Annotated in this window: 16 protein-coding genes and 1 pseudogene; 5 read left to right on the top strand and 12 right to left on the bottom strand. The window is 72.1% G+C overall.

The genetic code is table 11. From position 1 onward, the window contains the following. A partial coding sequence (locus Aau02nite_RS39705) for a cellulose binding domain-containing protein (RefSeq protein WP_212993805.1) occupies positions 1-381 on the top strand: 381 nt, incomplete at its 5' end. Positions 382-430: 49 nt separating this feature from the next. On the opposite strand, the gene Aau02nite_RS39700 is transcribed toward Aau02nite_RS39705, so the two are convergent. The 7 genes from Aau02nite_RS39700 to Aau02nite_RS39670 form a co-directional block, all read right to left on the bottom strand. Then, a complete protein-coding gene (locus Aau02nite_RS39700) occupies positions 431-829 on the bottom strand; it encodes an SGNH/GDSL hydrolase family protein (RefSeq protein ID WP_212993804.1) in 399 nt (132 codons plus the stop codon). Positions 830-832: 3 nt separating this feature from the next. Then, positions 833-1,324, bottom strand: coding sequence for an SGNH/GDSL hydrolase family protein (locus Aau02nite_RS39695; protein WP_212993803.1), 492 nt, complete (start codon positions 1,322-1,324; stop codon positions 833-835). After that, positions 1,321-2,145, bottom strand: a complete 825-nt coding sequence (locus tag Aau02nite_RS39690; RefSeq protein WP_212993802.1) for a carbohydrate ABC transporter permease — start codon at positions 2,143-2,145, stop codon at positions 1,321-1,323. The genes Aau02nite_RS39695 and Aau02nite_RS39690 overlap by 4 nt, the downstream gene beginning before the upstream one ends. After that, positions 2,142-3,071 carry a carbohydrate ABC transporter permease gene (locus tag Aau02nite_RS39685; RefSeq protein WP_212993801.1) on the bottom strand — a complete coding sequence of 310 codons (930 nt, stop codon included), beginning with the start codon at positions 3,069-3,071 and terminating at the stop codon, positions 2,142-2,144. The genes Aau02nite_RS39690 and Aau02nite_RS39685 overlap by 4 nt, the downstream gene beginning before the upstream one ends. A gap of 4 nt (positions 3,072-3,075) precedes the next feature. Next, the gene (locus tag Aau02nite_RS39680; RefSeq protein ID WP_212993800.1) at positions 3,076-4,446 is read right to left on the bottom strand and encodes an ABC transporter substrate-binding protein; all 1,371 of its coding nucleotides are present in this window, start codon (positions 4,444-4,446) and stop codon (positions 3,076-3,078) included. A gap of 21 nt (positions 4,447-4,467) precedes the next feature. Further along, positions 4,468-5,421, bottom strand: coding sequence for an alpha/beta hydrolase (locus Aau02nite_RS39675; protein WP_212993799.1), 954 nt, complete (start codon positions 5,419-5,421; stop codon positions 4,468-4,470). 177 nt (positions 5,422-5,598) lie between these two features. Beyond that, complete coding sequence (locus Aau02nite_RS39670) at positions 5,599-6,588, bottom strand: LacI family DNA-binding transcriptional regulator (RefSeq protein ID WP_212993798.1); 990 nt, start codon at positions 6,586-6,588, stop codon at positions 5,599-5,601. A 307-nt stretch (positions 6,589-6,895) separates the two neighbouring features. Between Aau02nite_RS39670 and Aau02nite_RS39665 the strand changes: the two are divergent. Then, positions 6,896-8,167, top strand: a pseudogene (locus tag Aau02nite_RS39665) (cellulose binding domain-containing protein); the annotation flags it as partial. Positions 8,168-8,207: 40 nt separating this feature from the next. Here Aau02nite_RS39665 and Aau02nite_RS39660 read toward each other — a convergent pair. The 3 genes from Aau02nite_RS39660 to Aau02nite_RS39650 form a co-directional block, all read right to left on the bottom strand. After that, positions 8,208-9,197 (bottom strand): LysR family transcriptional regulator, encoded by a 990-nt coding sequence (locus Aau02nite_RS39660; protein WP_212993797.1) that lies wholly within the window; start codon positions 9,195-9,197, stop codon positions 8,208-8,210. A 13-nt stretch (positions 9,198-9,210) separates the two neighbouring features. Next, on the bottom strand, positions 9,211-9,996 hold the full coding sequence (locus Aau02nite_RS39655; protein ID WP_212993796.1) for an AbfB domain-containing protein: 786 nt from the start codon (positions 9,994-9,996) through the stop codon (positions 9,211-9,213). A gap of 914 nt (positions 9,997-10,910) precedes the next feature. Continuing rightward, positions 10,911-12,878 (bottom strand): right-handed parallel beta-helix repeat-containing protein, encoded by a 1,968-nt coding sequence (locus tag Aau02nite_RS39650; protein ID WP_212993795.1) that lies wholly within the window; start codon positions 12,876-12,878, stop codon positions 10,911-10,913. A 404-nt stretch (positions 12,879-13,282) separates the two neighbouring features. On the opposite strand from Aau02nite_RS39650, the gene Aau02nite_RS39645 reads away from it, so the two are divergent. Together Aau02nite_RS39645 and Aau02nite_RS39640 are read left to right on the top strand one after the other, a co-directional pair. Continuing rightward, positions 13,283-14,692, top strand: a complete 1,410-nt coding sequence (locus tag Aau02nite_RS39645) for an NADP-dependent succinic semialdehyde dehydrogenase (RefSeq protein WP_212993794.1) — start codon at positions 13,283-13,285, stop codon at positions 14,690-14,692. 26 nt (positions 14,693-14,718) lie between these two features. After that, a complete protein-coding gene (locus Aau02nite_RS39640) occupies positions 14,719-15,330 on the top strand; it encodes a YdeI/OmpD-associated family protein (RefSeq protein ID WP_212993793.1) in 612 nt (203 codons plus the stop codon). A gap of 244 nt (positions 15,331-15,574) precedes the next feature. Here Aau02nite_RS39640 and Aau02nite_RS39635 read toward each other — a convergent pair whose 3' ends face one another. Next, complete coding sequence (locus Aau02nite_RS39635; protein ID WP_212993792.1) at positions 15,575-16,231, bottom strand: alpha/beta fold hydrolase; 657 nt, start codon at positions 16,229-16,231, stop codon at positions 15,575-15,577. A gap of 107 nt (positions 16,232-16,338) precedes the next feature. Continuing rightward, complete coding sequence (locus Aau02nite_RS39630) at positions 16,339-16,740, bottom strand: hypothetical protein (protein WP_212993791.1); 402 nt, start codon at positions 16,738-16,740, stop codon at positions 16,339-16,341. Positions 16,741-16,819: 79 nt separating this feature from the next. Here Aau02nite_RS39630 and Aau02nite_RS39625 point away from each other — a divergent pair, with 79 nt between their 5' ends. Then, positions 16,820-17,296, top strand: coding sequence for a glycoside hydrolase family 9 protein (locus tag Aau02nite_RS39625; RefSeq protein WP_212993790.1), 477 nt, complete (start codon positions 16,820-16,822; stop codon positions 17,294-17,296). The last annotated feature ends 31 nt before the right edge of the window (positions 17,297-17,327 follow it).

Genomic DNA, 17,327 nt, shown 5'->3' with positions numbered 1-17,327 from the left:
AACGCCCTCAACGCCGGCGGCAGCACCAATCCCACCACCCCGCCGCCGGTGACTCCGCCGGTCACCACGTCGCCCCCGCCGCAGACCGGCGCGGGCTGCACCGCCACGGTCTCGCTGAACAGCTGGACCGGCGGCTACGTCGCCACCGTGCGGGTCACGGCCGGCTCGTCGGCGGTCAACGGCTGGACCGTCAATGTGACGCTGCCGTCCGGTGGCGCTGTCACCGGCGCCTGGAGCGCCACCAACACCGGCACGACCGGGACGGTCAGCTTCCGGAGCGTCGACTACAACCGCCAGATCACCGCGGGTGGCAGCACCGAGTTCGGGTTCCAGGGCACCGGCACCGGTCCCGGCGCCACCCCCACCTGCACCGCAGGCTGAGTCAGCGATCCCTCCGCCGGCCCGGGTCTCCCGGGCCGGCGGAGCCTTTTCACCCGATCGCGCCGGACGAACGGGCCGGGCGGGACGAACGGGCCGGTTCGGCCGGGCGACCCGCGGCGCCGGCCAGGTGCTGCACGATGGTGGCGAGGATGAGCCGCTGACCGGCCGGGGTCGGGTGCACCCCGTCCGGCTCCAGCAGGCCCCCGGGCCCATGGGCCCGCGTGACGTCGTGCAGGCCGACGGACCGGGCGTCGATCCGGCCGATCCGGGCCGCGATGTCGGCCACCGTGGCCGGGTCCCAGCTCAACGGGAGGCCCGCGAAGAAGGTCCGGGCCGCCGGTCCGTCGACGGCCGGCGGGGTGATCAGGGTGACGCCGGCTCTCAGCTCGCGGGTGATGAGGTCGACCAGCGCACGCAGGTTGCGTTCGGTCTCGCGACCGGTGGCCATGGACTATCCGGGCGTCCGGCCGTGCCGCCGGGCGTCGTTGGTGCCCAGCATGAGCAGTACGTGGGTGGGCCGGGCCGCCTCCAGCAGGTCGAAGCGTTCCAGCACATCGGCGGTCGTGTTGCCGCTGAGCCCGAGATTGTGCAGGCCGTAGCGCCCCGGGCCGGCTGTCGCGACGGCCGCGGTGAGCACCTCGAACCAGCCGATCCGGTCGGCGGTGATCGAGTCGCCGACCGCCACGACCCGGTCTCCGGCCCGGAACGGCAGCGCCTCGATCGCCGCCCGCGTCCCGGCGTCGGCGAGCAGCTCCGCCGCGGCCCGCCCGGCCTCGGCCCGCAGGGCCTCGATCCCGGCCGCCACCTCCGCCGCGGGGACGGCCAGCATGCCGGCCAGCAGGTCGAGGTGGACGGTCGCGGCCACCGGGTGGCGGGCCAGCATCGGCCAGTTCTCGGTACGGGTGTAGCGCAGGAACTGCCGGCGGTCGTGGTCGGTGGTCATCCCTTGAGCGAGCCCTGCAACAGAGCGGCGACGAAGCGGCGCTGGAAGATCAGGAAGATCGCCAGAGTGGGCGTCAGGATGAGCAGCGAGCCGGCGCAGAGCAACGGGATGTCGGTGCCCCACTGACCCTGGAACGCGCCGAGCGCACCGGCCATCGTCCGTTTCGCCGGGTCGTCGACGAGCACGATGGCGAGCAGGAACTGGTTCCAGGTCCAGAGGAACAGCAGGATGCCCAGCGACGTCAGGGCCGGCCGGGCCAGCGGCACGTGCACCCGCCAGAACAGCTGCCAGGTGCTCGCCCCGTCGATGCGCGCGGCCTCGGAGAGTTCATCGGGCATGGTGATGAAGTGGGCCCGCATCCACAGCACCGAGAAGGGCATGAACAGGCCGATGAGCGGCAGGATGATGGCCCACCGGGTGTTCAGCAGGCCCATGTCGCGCACCTGGTAGTACAGCGGGGTGATCAGGCCCTCGAAGGGCAGGGTGAGCCCGAGGACGAAGACCAGGAAACCGATCCGGTGCCCCGGCATCCGCAGATGCCCGAAGGCGAAGCCGGCCATGGTGCCGAACAGGACCGAGACCGGTACGACGCCCAGCACGATCAGCGCGCTCGACAGCAGCAACCGCTCCATGTTCGCGGCCTGGAAGGCGTCGATGAAGTTGCCCCACTGCGGGCTGCTGGGCCAGGACAGCCCGTCGGGATAGGTCCCGGAGGGGTGCAGGGCGGTGACGAACAGGCTCACGAACGGCAGCACGGTCAGCACCATGAGCAGGACGAGCAGGATCCGTCCGGTCAGGGTCTCGCGACGGGTGACGATCATCGGGTGCCGTCCCTGGTGAGCCGCTGGATCGGAAGGACGCAGAGCAGGACCAGCACGGTGAGGGCGACGGCGAGCGCCGAGGCCATGCCGACCTCCCGCTCCGCGAAGGCCAGGTAGTAGATCTCCAGGCCGGGCACCATGGTGGCGTTGCCGGGGCCGCCCTGGGTGGAGACGTAGATGATGTCGAAGCTGGCCAGGGCCGAGATGACCGTGACCGTGACGCACACGCCGATCTCCTGGCGCAGGCCGGGCAGCGTGATCGAGCGGAACTCGCGCCACGGGCCGGCGCCGTCGAGCCGCGCCGCCTCGTACAGCGAGTTGTCGATCTTGCTCATGCCGGCCAGCAGCAACAGGGTGCAGAGGCCGATCTGGACCCAGGCGCCGATCACCCCGACCGCGGGGAGCGCCGTACCGAAGTCACCGAGCCAGGCCCGGGTCAGCGAGCCCAGGCCGATGCCGGAGAGCAGCTGGTTGATCAGGCCGGTGGTGGAGAGCAGCCAGGTCCACATGATGCCGGCGGCCACCAGCGGGATCACCTGGGGCAGGAACAGCACCGTCCGGGCGACCAGGGCCAGCCGGCTCTGAGCGATCTGCCGGATGGTCGCCGCGACCGCCAGTCCGAGCAGGACCGGCACGAAACTGAAGAACAGGATCAGCTCGAACGCGTGCAGGATCGTGCCGGACAGCTCGGGGTCGGTGACCAGCCGGACGTAGTTGTCCAAACCGGTCCAGGTGGCCGCGCCGATGCCGTTCCAGTCGTAGAACGAGTACTGGACGGTGAGCAGCAGCGGGCGGATGACGAAGGTCAGGTAGACGACGACGGCGGGCAGGGCGAAGAGCCACCCGAGCCGGGCCGGGCGGGGACGGCGCTTGCGCCGCTCCCGCCCGGTGACCGGCTCCACCGTCGCGGCGAGAGGTCCGGCCATCAGGTCAGCCCTTGACCTGACTCTCGTAATCCTTCTGCACCGCGGTGAGCAGTCCCTGCGGCGTCTGCTGACCGGCGGCCAGCTTCTGCAGCTGCGGCGTCCAGCTCTTGGCGTAGATGGCGCCGGTGGCGTTGGCAATGAAGTCCATGGCGCCGTTGTCCTTGCCGATCGTCGCCCCGGCGGCCAGGGTGCTCGCCGTGACGGTGTCCTTGCCGACCGCGGGCATGTACGCGTCGGTCGGGCCCATCGGGTGCGAGCCGCCGACCTGCACGCCGAGGTCGCGCGCCTTCTGGTCGGTGGCCACCCAGTTGAGGAAGAAGGCGGCGCAGTCGGCGTTCCTGGACTTCGCGCTGATGCCGTAGGTCAGCGGGGCCGACATGGCAGCCTGCTTGCCGCCCGCCTGCGCCGGTGGCATGAGGAGGAAGCCCGCGTTGCCGGCCATCTGCTTGTCGAGATTGCCGGATTCCCAGTCGCCGCTGAAGATGAACAGGTTCTTGCCGCCGATGAAGCGGCTCATCATCATCGCGTAGTCCTGCGAGTTGATGTCCGGGGCCAGATAGCCCGCCTTGATCCACTTCTCCAGGTGCTGGGTGGCCTGGAGGTTGCTGGGCGTGTTGATGGTGGCGCCCTGCTTGTTGAAGATCCAGTCGTTGATCGGGGCGGTCTCGCCGTACGCCGCCATCAGGTTCTGCAGCGGGAACGCGAGCCCACCGGTGGCGCCGCCGTTGAACTGGTTGATCGGGGTGATGCCGGCGTCCTTGGCCTTCTGCAGCACGGCGTCGAAGTCGGCCAGCGTCTGCGGCGGCTGGGCCATCCCGGCCTGGGCGGCGAGCTTCTTGTTGTAGAAGACGCCGGTCATGCTGAAGTTGAGGCCCATCGCGTAGAGCGGGCCGGCGCCGCGCTCGCCGTTGCTGCCGAACCGCATCTGCTCCAGTTGCGAGGCCGGCCACTTGTCCCAGCCGTACGCCGTGGCGTAGGTGTCCAGGTTCAGCAGCAGGTTGTCCTTGGCCAGCTCCGACATCTGCGGGATGCGCATGAGGTCCGGCGGGTCGTCGGACAGCACGCGCGGGGCGTTCTGGGTGATCACGGCGAACTGGTCCTCGCGAATGTCCCACTTGACGTTCGGGAACTGCGCGGTGAACGCGTCGGCCAGGGTCTTCGGCAGGGGGAAGCCGGTCTCGAAGTATCCCTTCAGGGTCACCGGCTCGGTGCCGCAGGTGGTCTTGACGGCGGCCGGGGCGCTGGTGCCGGTGGCCGGGGCGTCACCGCCGGGCGCGCTGCATGCCGCGGCGGCCAGCGCCCCGGAGAGAGCCAGCATCGCGAACAGGGGCCGGGAACGACCGGCTGGACGCCGGCCGGACGTGGTGCGGGTCATGAGCACTCCTCGGTGGACGGGTCAAGCGGTGAGCGGGAAAGAACGAGCTGAGGTGTGCAGGCGCCGGAGGGCGGTGACGACGTCCTGCTGCCAGGTCGCGGCGGGCGGCCAGGTGCCGGTCAACGCCAGCGATCCGTGCACCGCTCCCGGATAGATCTCGAACGACACCGGAACTCCGGCGTCGCGCAGCCGGTGGGCGTACCGTTCGCCCTCGAGCCGCAGCGGGTCGTGCTCGGCGCTCATGATCCGCGCGGGCGGCAGGCCGGTCAGGTCGGCCGCGAACAGGGGCGAGACGATCTCGTCGCGCCGATCGTGCGCCGGGCCGAGGTAGAGGTCGCCGCAGAGCCGCATGTCGTCGACCGTGATGCCGTAGTCGTCGGAGATGCCCGACCGGCGCATGGTGTCCAGAGTCAGGTCGAGCGGCGGCACCTCGAGCAGTTGCAGGGCGAGACGCGGGCCGCCGCGGGCCCGGGCGAGCAGCGTGACGGCGGCGGCCAGGTTCGCGCCCGCCGAGATTCCGCCGACGGCGACGCGTTCCGGGTCCGCGCCGAGCTCCTCCGCGTGCTGCACCGCCCAGCTCAGTCCCGCGTAGCAGTCCTCCAACGGCACCGGGAACGGGTGCTCAGGCGCCAGCCGGTAGTCGACCGCCACCACGACGCACTCCGCACGGCGGCTGCGGTCGTGACACATGGCGTCGTTGACCTGCTCGTCGACGGAGCCCAGCCAGAAACCGCCGCCGTGCAGGAAGACGTAGAGCGGAAACGGACCGGGGCCGGCCGGCCGGTAGACCCGGACCCGGCTGTCGCCGACGGGGAAGTCGCGGACCTCGACCGGGGCCACGGGCGCGCCGAACCGGGCGAAGAGCTCGTCCGAACCCCGGTGGATGGCCGCTCGCCGGTGCGCCACGGGCGCCTGGGGGTCACCGGAATCCGGCTTCGTCGCCAGGAAGATCTCGACCGCGTCGGCCAGTCCCATCGCCACTCCCTCGGTGCCGGGCGCCGCCGCCCGACGGGTTCGTCACACGAACGAAACATCAGCCGGTCAGCCGTGTCAAGAGTTTTTGTAAAAGCACTTTTATGGCGTCACCGCTGGTCAGGCGTTCCGGCGACCCCCGCGACCAGTTAACAGGCCGGGCCGGGACGGAACGGGGCTTCAGGTGGTGGAGCGTCCGACCAGGTGAACGTCGAGCACGGTCGCCGAGCGCAGCGCGGACCCGCCGATGTGCCCGAGCAGGACGCCGAACGCGGTGCTGCCCGACTCCTCGAACGGCTGGCGGATCGTGGTCAGATCCGCCGCCGCGGCCGCCTCCCCGTCGTCGAAACCCATGACGGCGACGTCCTGCGGCACCCGCAGGCCGCGGTCCCGGGCGGCCAGCAGCACACCGACGGCCAGCACGTCGTGGTGCGCCATGACGGCCGACGGCCGCTGGGCCGCATCCAGCAGCCCGGCAGCGGCCCGGCGGGCGTCGTCGACCGAGTTGCCGCTGGTCGCGACCACGACTTCGGCGCCGGCCCGGACGGCGGTGTCGCGGAACCCGGCCAGCCGCTTGACCGCCTGCGACTCGTAGTCGGAGACCTGCCGTTCCAGCAGATATCCCAGCCGGCGGTGGCCCCGCTCCAGCAGATGCCGCGCGGCGGTCCGGCCGCCCTCGTCGTCGTCGATCACGACCCGGCTGAACAGGTCGCTGTCGGCGTCGACCACGACAGTGGGCAGGCCGCGCTCCCGCAGCCGCCCGGCGATGCCCGGCTCGATCTGCAGACCCATGACGATCAGACCATCCAGCCGGCCGTGGATGGGCATGCTGGCCAGCGTGGGCGACGACGTCAGCGCCGCCGACTCGTGGTCGAAGACCAGCACGTCGGTCTCCAGCTCCGTCGCGGCGGTCAGCACCCCGGACAGCCGGCGCAGATAGGAGCTGTAGGAGGTGAAGGGGGCCATCACGCCGATGCGGCCGGTGCCCTGCCGGGCCAGACTGACCGCCTGGACCTTGGGGGTGAAGCCGAGCTCGTCGACGACGGCGAGCACCCGGGCCCGGGTGGCCGCCCGGACCTTGTCCGGCTTGTTGAGCACGTTCGACACCGTCGAGATGCTCACCTGGGCCCGCTCGGCCACCTCGTAGATCGTGACCCGATGTGCTGCCACCGCCGCCTGCTCCCGTCCCGTTCGGCGGGTCGTGGCGGCGCGAGCGCCAGCAGCTGCCGAAGCGCTTTGACGAAAGCAGTCTACAGACGGGCTCCGCGCCGGGCGGGGTGTCGGCGGCCCGCTCGGGCCCAGCCGCGACGGCGGTTGGGAAAGCTATTGAGAAACGACAATGCCCTTTTTCATTTTACGGTCGGCTAATCGTTACGGTGACCGATTTCAGCAAGTCACCGCCGCACCTTCTTGAGTGGCCGGAAAACGCCTGGCAGCATCCGTTTGGAAACGCTCCCACGAACGGGAAGGACCCTCGGTGCGACCATCGATAACCATCAAGGCGGGCCTGCTGTGCGCCGCCGTCGGCCTGGCCGCCGCCGGGGTGGCGGCCACCCTGCCGGCGCACGCGGCGGCGGCCGGATGTTCGGTCAGCTACACAGTCACATCGCAGTGGCAGGGTGGCTTCGGCGCCGCCGTGGCCGTCACGAACCTCGGTGACCCCGTCAACGGCTGGACGCTGGGCTGGTCCTACAGCGCCGGTCAGCAGGTCACCCAGGCCTGGAACGCCACCGTGACCCAGAGCGGCGCCCAGGTGACCGCCAGGAACGTGAGTTACAACAGCACCATCGCCACCGGCGCGACCGTCTCGTTCGGCTTCAACGGCTCGTCGACGGGCAGCAATCCCCCGCCGGCGAGCTACTCCCTCAACGGAGTGGTGTGCACGGGCGGCACCACCGACCCGACCACGCCGCCGCCCACCACCCCACCACCCACCACGCCTCCGCCCACTCCGGGGGCCAGTGCGGGATGCGGGCGGGCACCGGCGCTGACCACCGGCACGCACACGGTGCAGAGCGGCGGCAAGAACCGCAGCTTCATCCTGCGGGTCCCGGCCGGGTACGACCGGAACAACCCGTACCGGCTGATCTTCGCCTTCCACTGGCGCGGTGGCACCGCGACCGAGGTCAACTCGGGTGGCACCAGCGGCACCGCGTGGTCGTACTACGGCCAGCAGGAGCAGTCGAACAACAGCGCGATCCTGGTCGCGCCGCAGGGCCTCAACGGCGGCTGGGCCAATGCCGGCGGCGAGGACGTCACCTTCGTCGACGACATGATCCGGCGGATCGAGGGCGACCTCTGCGTCAACACCGGGCTGCGCTTCGCGACCGGCTTCAGCTACGGCGGCGGGATGAGCTACGCCCTGGCGTGCGGCCGGCCGAGCGTGTTCCGGGCGGTGGCGGTCTTCTCCGGTGCCCAGCTCAGCGGGTGCTCCGGCGGCAGCCAGCCGGTCGCCTATCTCGGCATCCACGGCATCAGCGACTCGGTTCTGTCGATCTCGCAGGGCCGCGCGCTGCGCGACAGGTTCGTCGCGAACAACGGGTGTGTCCGGCAGAGCCCGCGCGAACCGGCGGCGGGCAGCCGCACGCACATCACCACCGCGTACGCGGGCTGCCGGGCCGGCTATCCGGTGGTGTGGGCCGCCTTCGACGGTGGTCACCTGCCCGGCCACGTGGACGGATCCACGGTGGAGAGCGGCGTCACCACCTGGACCAAGGGTGAGGTCTGGCGGTTCTTCTCGCAGTTCCGGTGAGCCCGCGGTGAGGCGGCCGGCGGCGACGTCGACCGCCTCACTCGCCCTGGCTACGGCGCTTTCCCGGGGACAGGGTCCGCCCGGGCGGGCGGGCCCGGCACGACTGGGCGGCCTGGGCACCGCTGTCCGCCTCGCCGGTCAGGCCGCGGGCGGCGGTCACCACCAGGTCGCGCAGCCACCGGTGCGAAGGATCGTGGGTATGGGCGGGATCCCACCACAGGGTCTCGACCACCGGCGGCAGGTCGAACGGCACCTCGAGGATCCGCAGGTCCGCCCCGGCGACCCGGACGGCCAGCCGCTCCTGGATCAGGCAGACGTGATCGGTGCCCCGGACCAGCTCGGGGAGCAGATGGAACCCGCCGACGGAGAACCGCGCCTCGGGCGTCAGCCCGCGCGCCCGCAGATCGGTGAGCACCGGATGGTGCGCCCGCATGTCCTGGTGCACCACCCAGGGCAGCATCGCGAGCTTCTCGACGCTCAGCTCACCCCGGACGGCGGGATTGTCCGCCGCGGCCAGGCACACCCAGCGGTCGTGGAACAGCGTCGTCCCCGCCATGCCGGGCGGTGCCATGCTGCGGGGCAGGACCAGCCCGTCGGGTGCACGCGTACGGCTCGGCGTGCTCGCCGGCAGGTGATCGAGGCGCAGGCGGGCGACCGTCGAAGCCCTGCGCACCGCCCGCATCAGCGGCGGGCCCAGCACCGCGGCCGCATAGTCGGAGGCCAGCAGGACGAACTCGCGCTCGCACGCCTCGGGATCGAAGCCCTGCGCGGCGGTGAAGGTCCGCTCGACCAGTTGCATCGCCGCCGCCGAGGTCGCCCGCAGGCCCACGCCCAACGGGGTCAGCTCGTAGTTGTTGCCGACCCGCACGAGCAGCTGATCCCCGAAGTGCCGGCGCAGCCGGGCCAGCGCCTCGCTCATCGCGGGCTGGCTCAGGCCGAGCCGCCGGCCGGCCCGGGTGACGTTGCGCTCGGCCAGGAGAGCGTCGAGGGCCGCCAGCAGGTTCAGATCGATGCTCGCGGTTCTCATCCGCGGTCCGGGCTCAAAGGCCCGGCACGGCGCGGAACTTCTGCGCCGCCGCGGTGGCGGGCCGGCTCAGCAGCACGGACCGGCCGTCGGTGGTGAGGAGGCGGTCAGGGAAGTTGCTCGACCGCAGCACGAAGTCGCCGCCGGAACCGGCCCGGCGCGGGCAGAACGTGGCGTCGGCCGCGAAGACCTGCGACGACTCCCGGGGGTGCAGCACCGCCACGAAGTTGCGGTGGCGCACGAACCGGCCCGGGAAGTTGACCGATTCCAGCGACACACACCGGGCGTCGGCCAGGCCCCGGTGCAGGACGAAGGTGGCGTCCGCCCGGGCCGGGGCCGGGCTGCCGGGACCGATCGCGCTGAGCCGCATCCGGAAGTCCTGGTGCCGCAGCCGCAGGCCGGCCGGGCCGGTCGCCACGAGGCTGATCCGGCTCCCCGGCCCGGGCAGCAGCCGCGCGGGCGGGCGGGCGGCCGGGGGCGCGGACGAGGGGTGCCGGGCCACCGGCAGGGGCTTACCGGTGGCCGCGGCGGTCGGGGGTGGTGAGGGTGACGGCTTCAGGGACGGTGAGGCGGACTGCAGCGGAATGAGCGCCGGTGGCGGGCCGTCCACCGGCGGAGCGATCCACGCCCCGCTCGCCTCGCTCGGCAGGCTCCGGCTCTGCCGGCGCTCGATCACGATCACCAGTGTCATCGCCAGCACCGCGAGCACGGCCCCGGTGACGATGATGGCCGAGCCGCGGGGCGGGGCGGAGGACCGGCCCGCTCGCGGTCCGCGGCGGCCACGCGGCTGTGGATAGGACATGGGGTTGTCTGGTCTCCCGGATTACCGGCCGTCACCGCGGCGCGGCCAAATGGTGATGCCCGGCAATATTCGGCGATGGCGCGGCGGAAAGCAAGAGCGGGCGAACCGTTGTGAGCGCTATCAGAGGTGTCGATCCGGGACATCGGAAATGCCGATACCCGGGCCGTGAAAATCATCGATGAACGGCCGGATATCACGCCACGGCCTTGGTAGCATCGTCGCTCGCCTGCCGTACGGAGGTTCGGATGCGCCTGGCCCGCACGCCTGCGGCGGCGATCGCGCCCGCCCGGTGACCGGCCCGGACGTGCTGTCACTGACCGGCGCCGACAGCCACCGGCTGGTCCCCACCCCGGGCGTCGGCCGCCCCGCCATCGGCCCCGTGCGGCCCGGCCGGCCCCGGCCCGACCTCGTGGTCTTTCCCGCGCTGGCGGCGGCCCGGTCCGTGGACGTCAGCGTGGGTCCGATGTGGCAGCCGTTCGACTGCGCGAGCCTGCTGGAGTTCCCCGAGCTCCGGCGGCTCGCCCTGCACGGGCGGTTGGCCAACCTGCCGGCGCTGGCCGGCCTGCGGCACCTCACCGGTCTGCAGCTGCGCTTCAGCCCCGACCTGGCGGAGCTGCCGGCGCTGGCGACCTGGCCGCGGCTGGAGCACGTCATCGCCTGGAACGTCGACGCCGTCGCCGGGCGGCGCCTGCGCGGGCAACTGCGGCCGGAGTTCCGGGACAGTTCCGTCTCCAGGCTGCGGACGGCGCAGTGGTTCGCCACCGAGTACGGCCTGCCGTTCGCCGGGTGGCCGTCGCGGCCGGCGAGCACGCCGAGGCGGCCCAGGAGTGGTTCGATACCGAACGGGACTTCTGAGCCCGGTGGTCACGCGATCGGCGGGCCCGGCGCGAGGGCCGGACCCGCCGGATCACGCTCTACCAGATGCGTACCCGGGACGGGCCCGACGTCAGGGCGGCGACCGGTCCGGCCGCGGCCGTGTCGCCGGCCTTGCGCCGCTGACCGGTCAGATCCACGTCGATGACAGCCGGGCTGCCGTCCGGCTCCTCGAACTCCGCGTCGGCGAAGCGGACGCGCGGCAGGTCACGGCCGCCGACCACGCCGACGCGCGCCTGGTCGAACTCGGCCGGGAAGTTCGTCTCGAGGTAGACGGCGTCGCCGTCCTCGATGACCGACACGGTCGCGTCACCGAGCACCTGCGGGCCGGTCTCCCCGGCGAACGGGCGGGCGCCGGCGGCGTAGACGTTGTCGCGGGCGTAGACCGGCTGGACCACGTCGAGGTAGCGCTGGTGGTCGCCCGGGGGCTGCGCCTCGATGCGGGCCACGTACTCCTCGAAGGACGCCGGGTGGGCGTCGTAGCCCTCGAGGCCGTAGGCCGGGGCTTCTCCGCCCTGGCCGCCGTCGCCGTACGCGGCCGCGATGTCACCGCCGAGGAAGACGTTGCCGATGTAGCGGTCGTCACCGCCGCGGATGAACGCGTAGCCGGCGACCTGGGTGCTGTGCGGCCGGTGGTACGGCGTGGCCCGGTCCATCACCGCCTCGAGGCGCAGCGTCCCGGCGAACAGGTTGCCGACGAACGCGCCGCCCTGGCTGAACGACTCGAACGAGGCGCGGGAGCCGAACACGTTGTGGTCGACCAGGTAGGGGCCGTGGCTGACCTCGACGAACAGGTCCCGGTTGTTGCCGTAGTAGACGTTGCGGGAGACCCGGGTGCCCTGGGTCTGCCAGTCCAGCCAGGTGCCCATCGAGCAGTCGTGGATGCGGTTGTGCCGGATCACCACGTCGATGGCGGCGTGCAGCTTGATGCCGCCGATCTCGTAGCCGTAGAACTCGCGCTTGAGCGCGATGTTGTAGATGTGGTTGTCCTCGATGGTGGAGAACACGCAGCCCAGGTGGCCGACGATGCCGTTCTGTCCGCAGTCGTGAATGGTGTTGCGGCGCACGATGTGCGAGCCGATGTGCTCGCGGTCCCAGCCGATCTGCCGGGCGGCGAAGACCGACTCCAGCTGGTACTGGTAGCCGGGCTTGTCGCCGCGCTCGGTGGAGTAGTTGTGCCCGGTGGACCGCTCCTTGCCGAGGGAGATCGCCGAGCACTTGGCGTCGTGGATGTGGTTGTCCTCGATGATCCAGCCCTTGGCCCAGTTCGGGCCGATCAGACCGGGCTGGTCGGCGGTCGGCGGGGTCCAGGGGGTGGCCGCCTGGGCCAGCTCGAAGCCACGCACGGTGATGTAGTCCAGGTGCGGGACCAGCGGGTAGAACACCGACCGGCGCACGTTGACCTCGGTCAGCTCGGCGTTCGGGTCGGCGCCCTGGAAGTTCGCCCAGATGGTCGTCTGCTCGGCGCCGACCTGCGCGTACCAGACCAGGCGGGTCTGCTCCGGGTCGCGGACCCGGTCGGCCAGCCCGGTCCAGTCGTCCAGCACCTCGGTGCGCAGCGGCGGATCGTCGAGCTCGGCGCGGCCGGCCACCTCGTGGAAGCTGCGCCCGTTGAGGTAGACGTCGCCGAGGTGCTTGTGCGGCGCGCCCTCGGCGTAGACGACCCAGTCGCCGGTGACCTCCTCGGCGAACGGGTTGAAGTCGCCGAACAGCGTGTTGGGCACGTCCGCGCGCCACACCGTGCCGCCGTCGGGCACCCAGCCGGTGATCCGTTCCGAACCCTTGATGATCACGTGCTCACCGTCGGCCGCGGTGTAGGTGATGCGCCGGGTGTCGCTCAGGCCGCCGCGCGCCGGCGTCACCCATTCCCGGTATTCGCCGCCGTGCACGACGACGGTGTCGCCGGGACGGGCCGTGGCCGCCGCCCGGTTGATGGTGCGGAAGGGCTGCTCGGCGGAACCGTCGGCGTCATCGGAACCGGTGGTCGCCACGTGCAGGACAGAGGTCATCTTCGGCAAAGCCCTTCTGGCGTCCGGCCCCCAGGAGCCGTCGGCGGACGAGACCACGCCAACGTAATAGCGTGAAACATTCGGTGTCAACGCCGAAACATTCCGATAGTTTACCGGTTACTTCCGGTCGTGTGCCGGCTTCGTCCACTCCTGCGACCTTTCCGGCGGCGGCCCGCGACAGGTGGGTGAAGCGGCCGGCGAAGGGAGCGGGATACGGCCCGATCGACGAGCGGCGGCCGCGGTGGTCGCGGGGGCGCCCGGGTGACGTACCGCCGCACGCGGCCATGGTCGAGGCAGCCGACAACGGCACCGTCGAACGGGACGCGCTCACCGCGGCCGGCGGACCCGCGATTAGCGGGTCCGCCGGCGGGTAGGGCTCCCGGGGACCAGAAAGGGGCGCGACCATGCCGATCGCGACGACCAACCCGGTCACGGGTGAGCTGCTGAAGACCTTCGACGCGATGGCCGAGGACCGGATCGACCAGGCGATCGGCCGGTCCGTCGACGGCTTCCGCGCTCTGCGGCAGACCACGTTCGCGCAGCGCGCGGCGTGGATGCGGGCGGCCGCGGACCTGCTCGACGCCGACTCCGACGACGTGGCCGCCCTGATGACCCTGGAAATGGGCAAGACGCTCGCGGCGGCCAGGGCCGAGGTGGCCAAGTGCGCCACCGCCTGCCGCTACTACGCCGAGCACGCCGAGCGGTTCCTCGCCGACGAGCCGGCCGAGCCGTCCGAGGTCGGGGCGGTCCGTGCGTACGCCCGCTATCAGCCGCTGGGCCCGGTGCTGGCGGTGATGCCGTGGAACTTCCCGCTGTGGCAGGCGATGCGGTTCGCGGCGCCGGCGCTGATGGCCGGGAACACCGGGCTGCTCAAGCACGCGTCCAACGTCCCGCAGACCGCGCTGTACCTGGGTGAGCTGTTCGCCCGGGCCGGCTTCCCGGCCGGGGCCTTCCAGACCCTGCTGGTCGGCTCCGACGCGGTGGAGCGCATTCTCACCGATCCCCGGGTACGGGCGGCCACGCTGACCGGCAGCGAAGGGGCCGGCCGGTCGATCGCCGCCATCGCCGGGCGCGAGCTGAAGAAGACGGTGCTGGAGCTGGGTGGCAGTGACCCGTACGTCGTCCTGCCGACCGCCGACCTGGACCGGGCCGCCGAGGTCGCCGCCACCGCCCGCTGCCAGAACAACGGCCAGTCCTGCATCGCGGCGAAACGCTTCATCGTGCACACCGACGTCTACGACCAGTTCGTCGACGCGTTCGTGGCGCACATGTCCGCCCTCACCGTGGGTGACCCCATGATGGACACCACCGACGTCGGGCCGCTGGCCACCGAGCAGGGCCGCCGGGACGCCGAGGAGCAGGTCGCCGACGCGGTCGGCAAGGGCGCGACGGTACGGTGCGGCGGCCGGGCCCCGGAAGGCGCCGGCTGGTGGTACCCGCCGACCGTGGTCACCGGCATCACGCCGGACATGCGCATGTACGCCGAAGAGGTGTTCGCGCCGGTGGCCGGGGGGTACCGGGCCGCGTCCCTCGACGAGGCGATCGAGCTGGCCAACGCCACCTCGTACGGACTGGGCGCGAACGCCTGGACCGGCGACCCGGACGAGCAGCAGCGGCTGGTCACCGAGCTGGAGGCGGGTGCGGTCTTCATCAACGGGATGGTGACCTCGTACCCGCAGCTGCCGTTCGGCGGCATCAAGAACTCCGGGTACGGCCGCGAGCTGTCGGCCGCCGGCATCCGCGAGTTCTGCAACCTCAAGGCGGTCTGGGTGGGCGACGGCGGGAAGGCCGACGTGGACGCGGCCACCGAATGACGGCGATGCGGTACTAGCCTGCGGTGGTGGCCGGAACCGAACTGGACGAGTTGATCGTGGCTGACGGCGCGGCGCTGCGCGCGTGGCTGACGGAGAATCACACCACCTCTCCCGGCGTGTGGCTCGCCCTGACCAGAAAAGGCGGCTCGGTCACCACGCTGACCTGGCAGCAGGCGGTCGACGAGGCACTGTGTTTCGGCTGGATCGACGGGCAGGCCCGCAAGCGTGACGAGGAGAGTTCCTGGCGGCGGTTCACCCCGCGCCGGTCCCGCAGCATCTGGTCCCAGCGCAACGTCGCCAACGTGGCCCGGTTGGAGGCGGCCGGGCTGATGCTGCCGGCCGGCCGCGCCGCGGTGGACGCGGCCAAGGCCGACGGGCGGTGGACGGCCGCCTATGCACCGCCCTCGGAGATGGAGGTGCCGGCCGACCTGCGCGCCGCGATCGCCGCCGACCCGGCGGCCCAGGCGATGTTCGACGTGCTCACCCGGACCAACGTCTTCTCCCTGATCGGCCGGGTCAATGCGGTCAAGCGGGCCGAGACGCGCACCCGGAAGATCGCCGAGTACGTGGCGATGCTGGCCCGGCACGAGACGATCCACCCGCAGCGAGCCCGGCCGGCGGAACCGCCGACGTCGTGACCGGGTGTCGGTGGCGTCGGCGTACCGCCGCTGATCCAGACCGGGCAGGCCGGTGAGGGCGGCGAAGTAGCGGCCCGGGTTCGCGATGACCCCGACCACGGCGGCGGTGATCCCGGTCAGGGCGGCCGAGACCGCACGGTCCCCGCGCAGCTTCTCGACGTACGGGGCGCCGAAGGTCTGCAGGGAGATGGTGAACCAGGTGCGCACGGCCGCCCGGAACGGCACGACGTCTGCGATCATCGGGTCAGCGCAGGGCTCGCACGAGGGCGGCGAAGCTCGTCGCGTCACACAGGTGCGGGAACCGGCCACCCAGCCGGGCACCGGCCCCGCCCTGGGCACTGAGCTGCAGCGGCAGCGCCTCCGGCCGCGGCTCGCTGTGTGCCGGCCGCGCCAACCAGGACCGGTAGCCGTCGCGCAGAGCGTCGTCGTGCCGGGCGACGGCGAACTGACGGTAGAGCTCCGGTACGCCGCTCAGGTCACCCGGGGCCGGATCCCGCGCGGTCTCCGGCAGGTCGGCCGCCGGGTCCTCGAACGTCAGCACCGCCTGGGTGGCGTACGCGGCGGCGAACGCCTCGGCCAGGCGGGCCGACTCGGCGTGCCCGACGATCACCGGGGCCCGGTGCAACGCCAGCCCGTTGATCAGGATGGCGAGGTCGTCGGCCAGACGGGCGACGCCGTAGTCGTCCCGGGCCGCCGACTGGCCGTGACCCGGCAGGTCGACGGCGATGGCGGCACAGCTGTCGCCCAGTTCGGCGGCGACCGGCCACCACATGGTGCGGTCGTAGAACAGTCCGTGCAGCAGGACGACCGGCCGGCCGAAGCGGCCCCAGCGGTCGTAGACGAGGCGGTTCTTCGGGGTTCCGTAGGCGTGGGTGGTGCGGCGGGGCGGTTGCGGGTGCACAGGGAATCGTCTTCCTGGAGGGCTGCGGGACACGAAGGTGACGCCGCCGGTGCGTACCCCGGCGGGCCCGATGTGAAGCCTCGGTGCGGTGCGCGGAAAGCGCCCTTCTACACCCGCAGAACACCCAGCAGACTCAGACTCCCGTCGCGTGGCGCGACGTCGGCGGGCGTCGCCCGGACACCCGGGCACAGCGCTCCGGCGTGCCCGGTGACCGTGGCGGTGAACGTGGTGTGACCGGCCGGACGGGCCCGTGGTGACAGGTTCGGCGCCCGCTCGGCGCCGTGCTCGTGCCCGTGCGGGGACGTCTCGCCGGTATGCGCATGCGGGAGGCACGCCAGGTCGGCGGCGGTGACCCGGTGCCCGGCATCGGCGTCGTGCCCGTGCCGGTGATGGCCGCTGCCGGCGGAGAACAGCACGCCTGCGGCGAGCAGCAGCAGGACCAGGGCCGCGCCGGCGAACCGTCCCGGCCGCAGGCCGGGCCGGAGCATCCGGAACGGGTACGCGGCCACGTCAGTAGTTAACCAGCCGGGACGGCTCTCCGCCCGTTGTCACCCGGGCCGGGGCGGGTGGAACGCCGGGTTCCCGGCAGTGCACCGCATCGATCTGACCTCGCTGACCAGGCCGGGCACGTACCGCCTCCGCGTCCAGGGACCGGTCACCGCCGAATCCCCCGCTTTCCGGGTCGCACCCGCCACCGAGTTGTTCGCTCCGCTGGTGGGCAACGCGCCGGCCTACTTCCAGGCACACCGGGGTACGTCGCTGGTGGTGGCCGCGGGTACGACGGTCCCCCGCTGCCCGCACGACCAGATCGCCGGTCTCACCCCCGGCTCCCCCGCCCCCGGGATGACCGGTGCGGTGGTCAACGGGCCCAACCGGGCCGACCGGATCCGCGACCCGATCGAGAGCCGCGGGCGCAGCTCGTGCTCGACCGGCGCCTTCGCCGCGTTCGACCGCGAGGACACGCACTACACCGACGACGAGCGGGTCTCGGCCACCACCGAGCCGTCCCTCGACTTCACCGCCACGGGCATGCTGGCCTTCGCCCTCACCGCCCGGGGCCTCTGACCGGCGACGCGCGGGCGCCCTCGGCTGGTGC

Source organism: Actinoplanes auranticolor (assembly GCF_018332655.1).
GTDB lineage: Bacteria > Actinomycetota > Actinomycetes > Mycobacteriales > Micromonosporaceae > Actinoplanes > Actinoplanes auranticolor.
The sequence above is the reverse complement of the archived record's forward strand: the minus strand, read 5'-3'. Positions and strand labels throughout refer to the sequence as shown.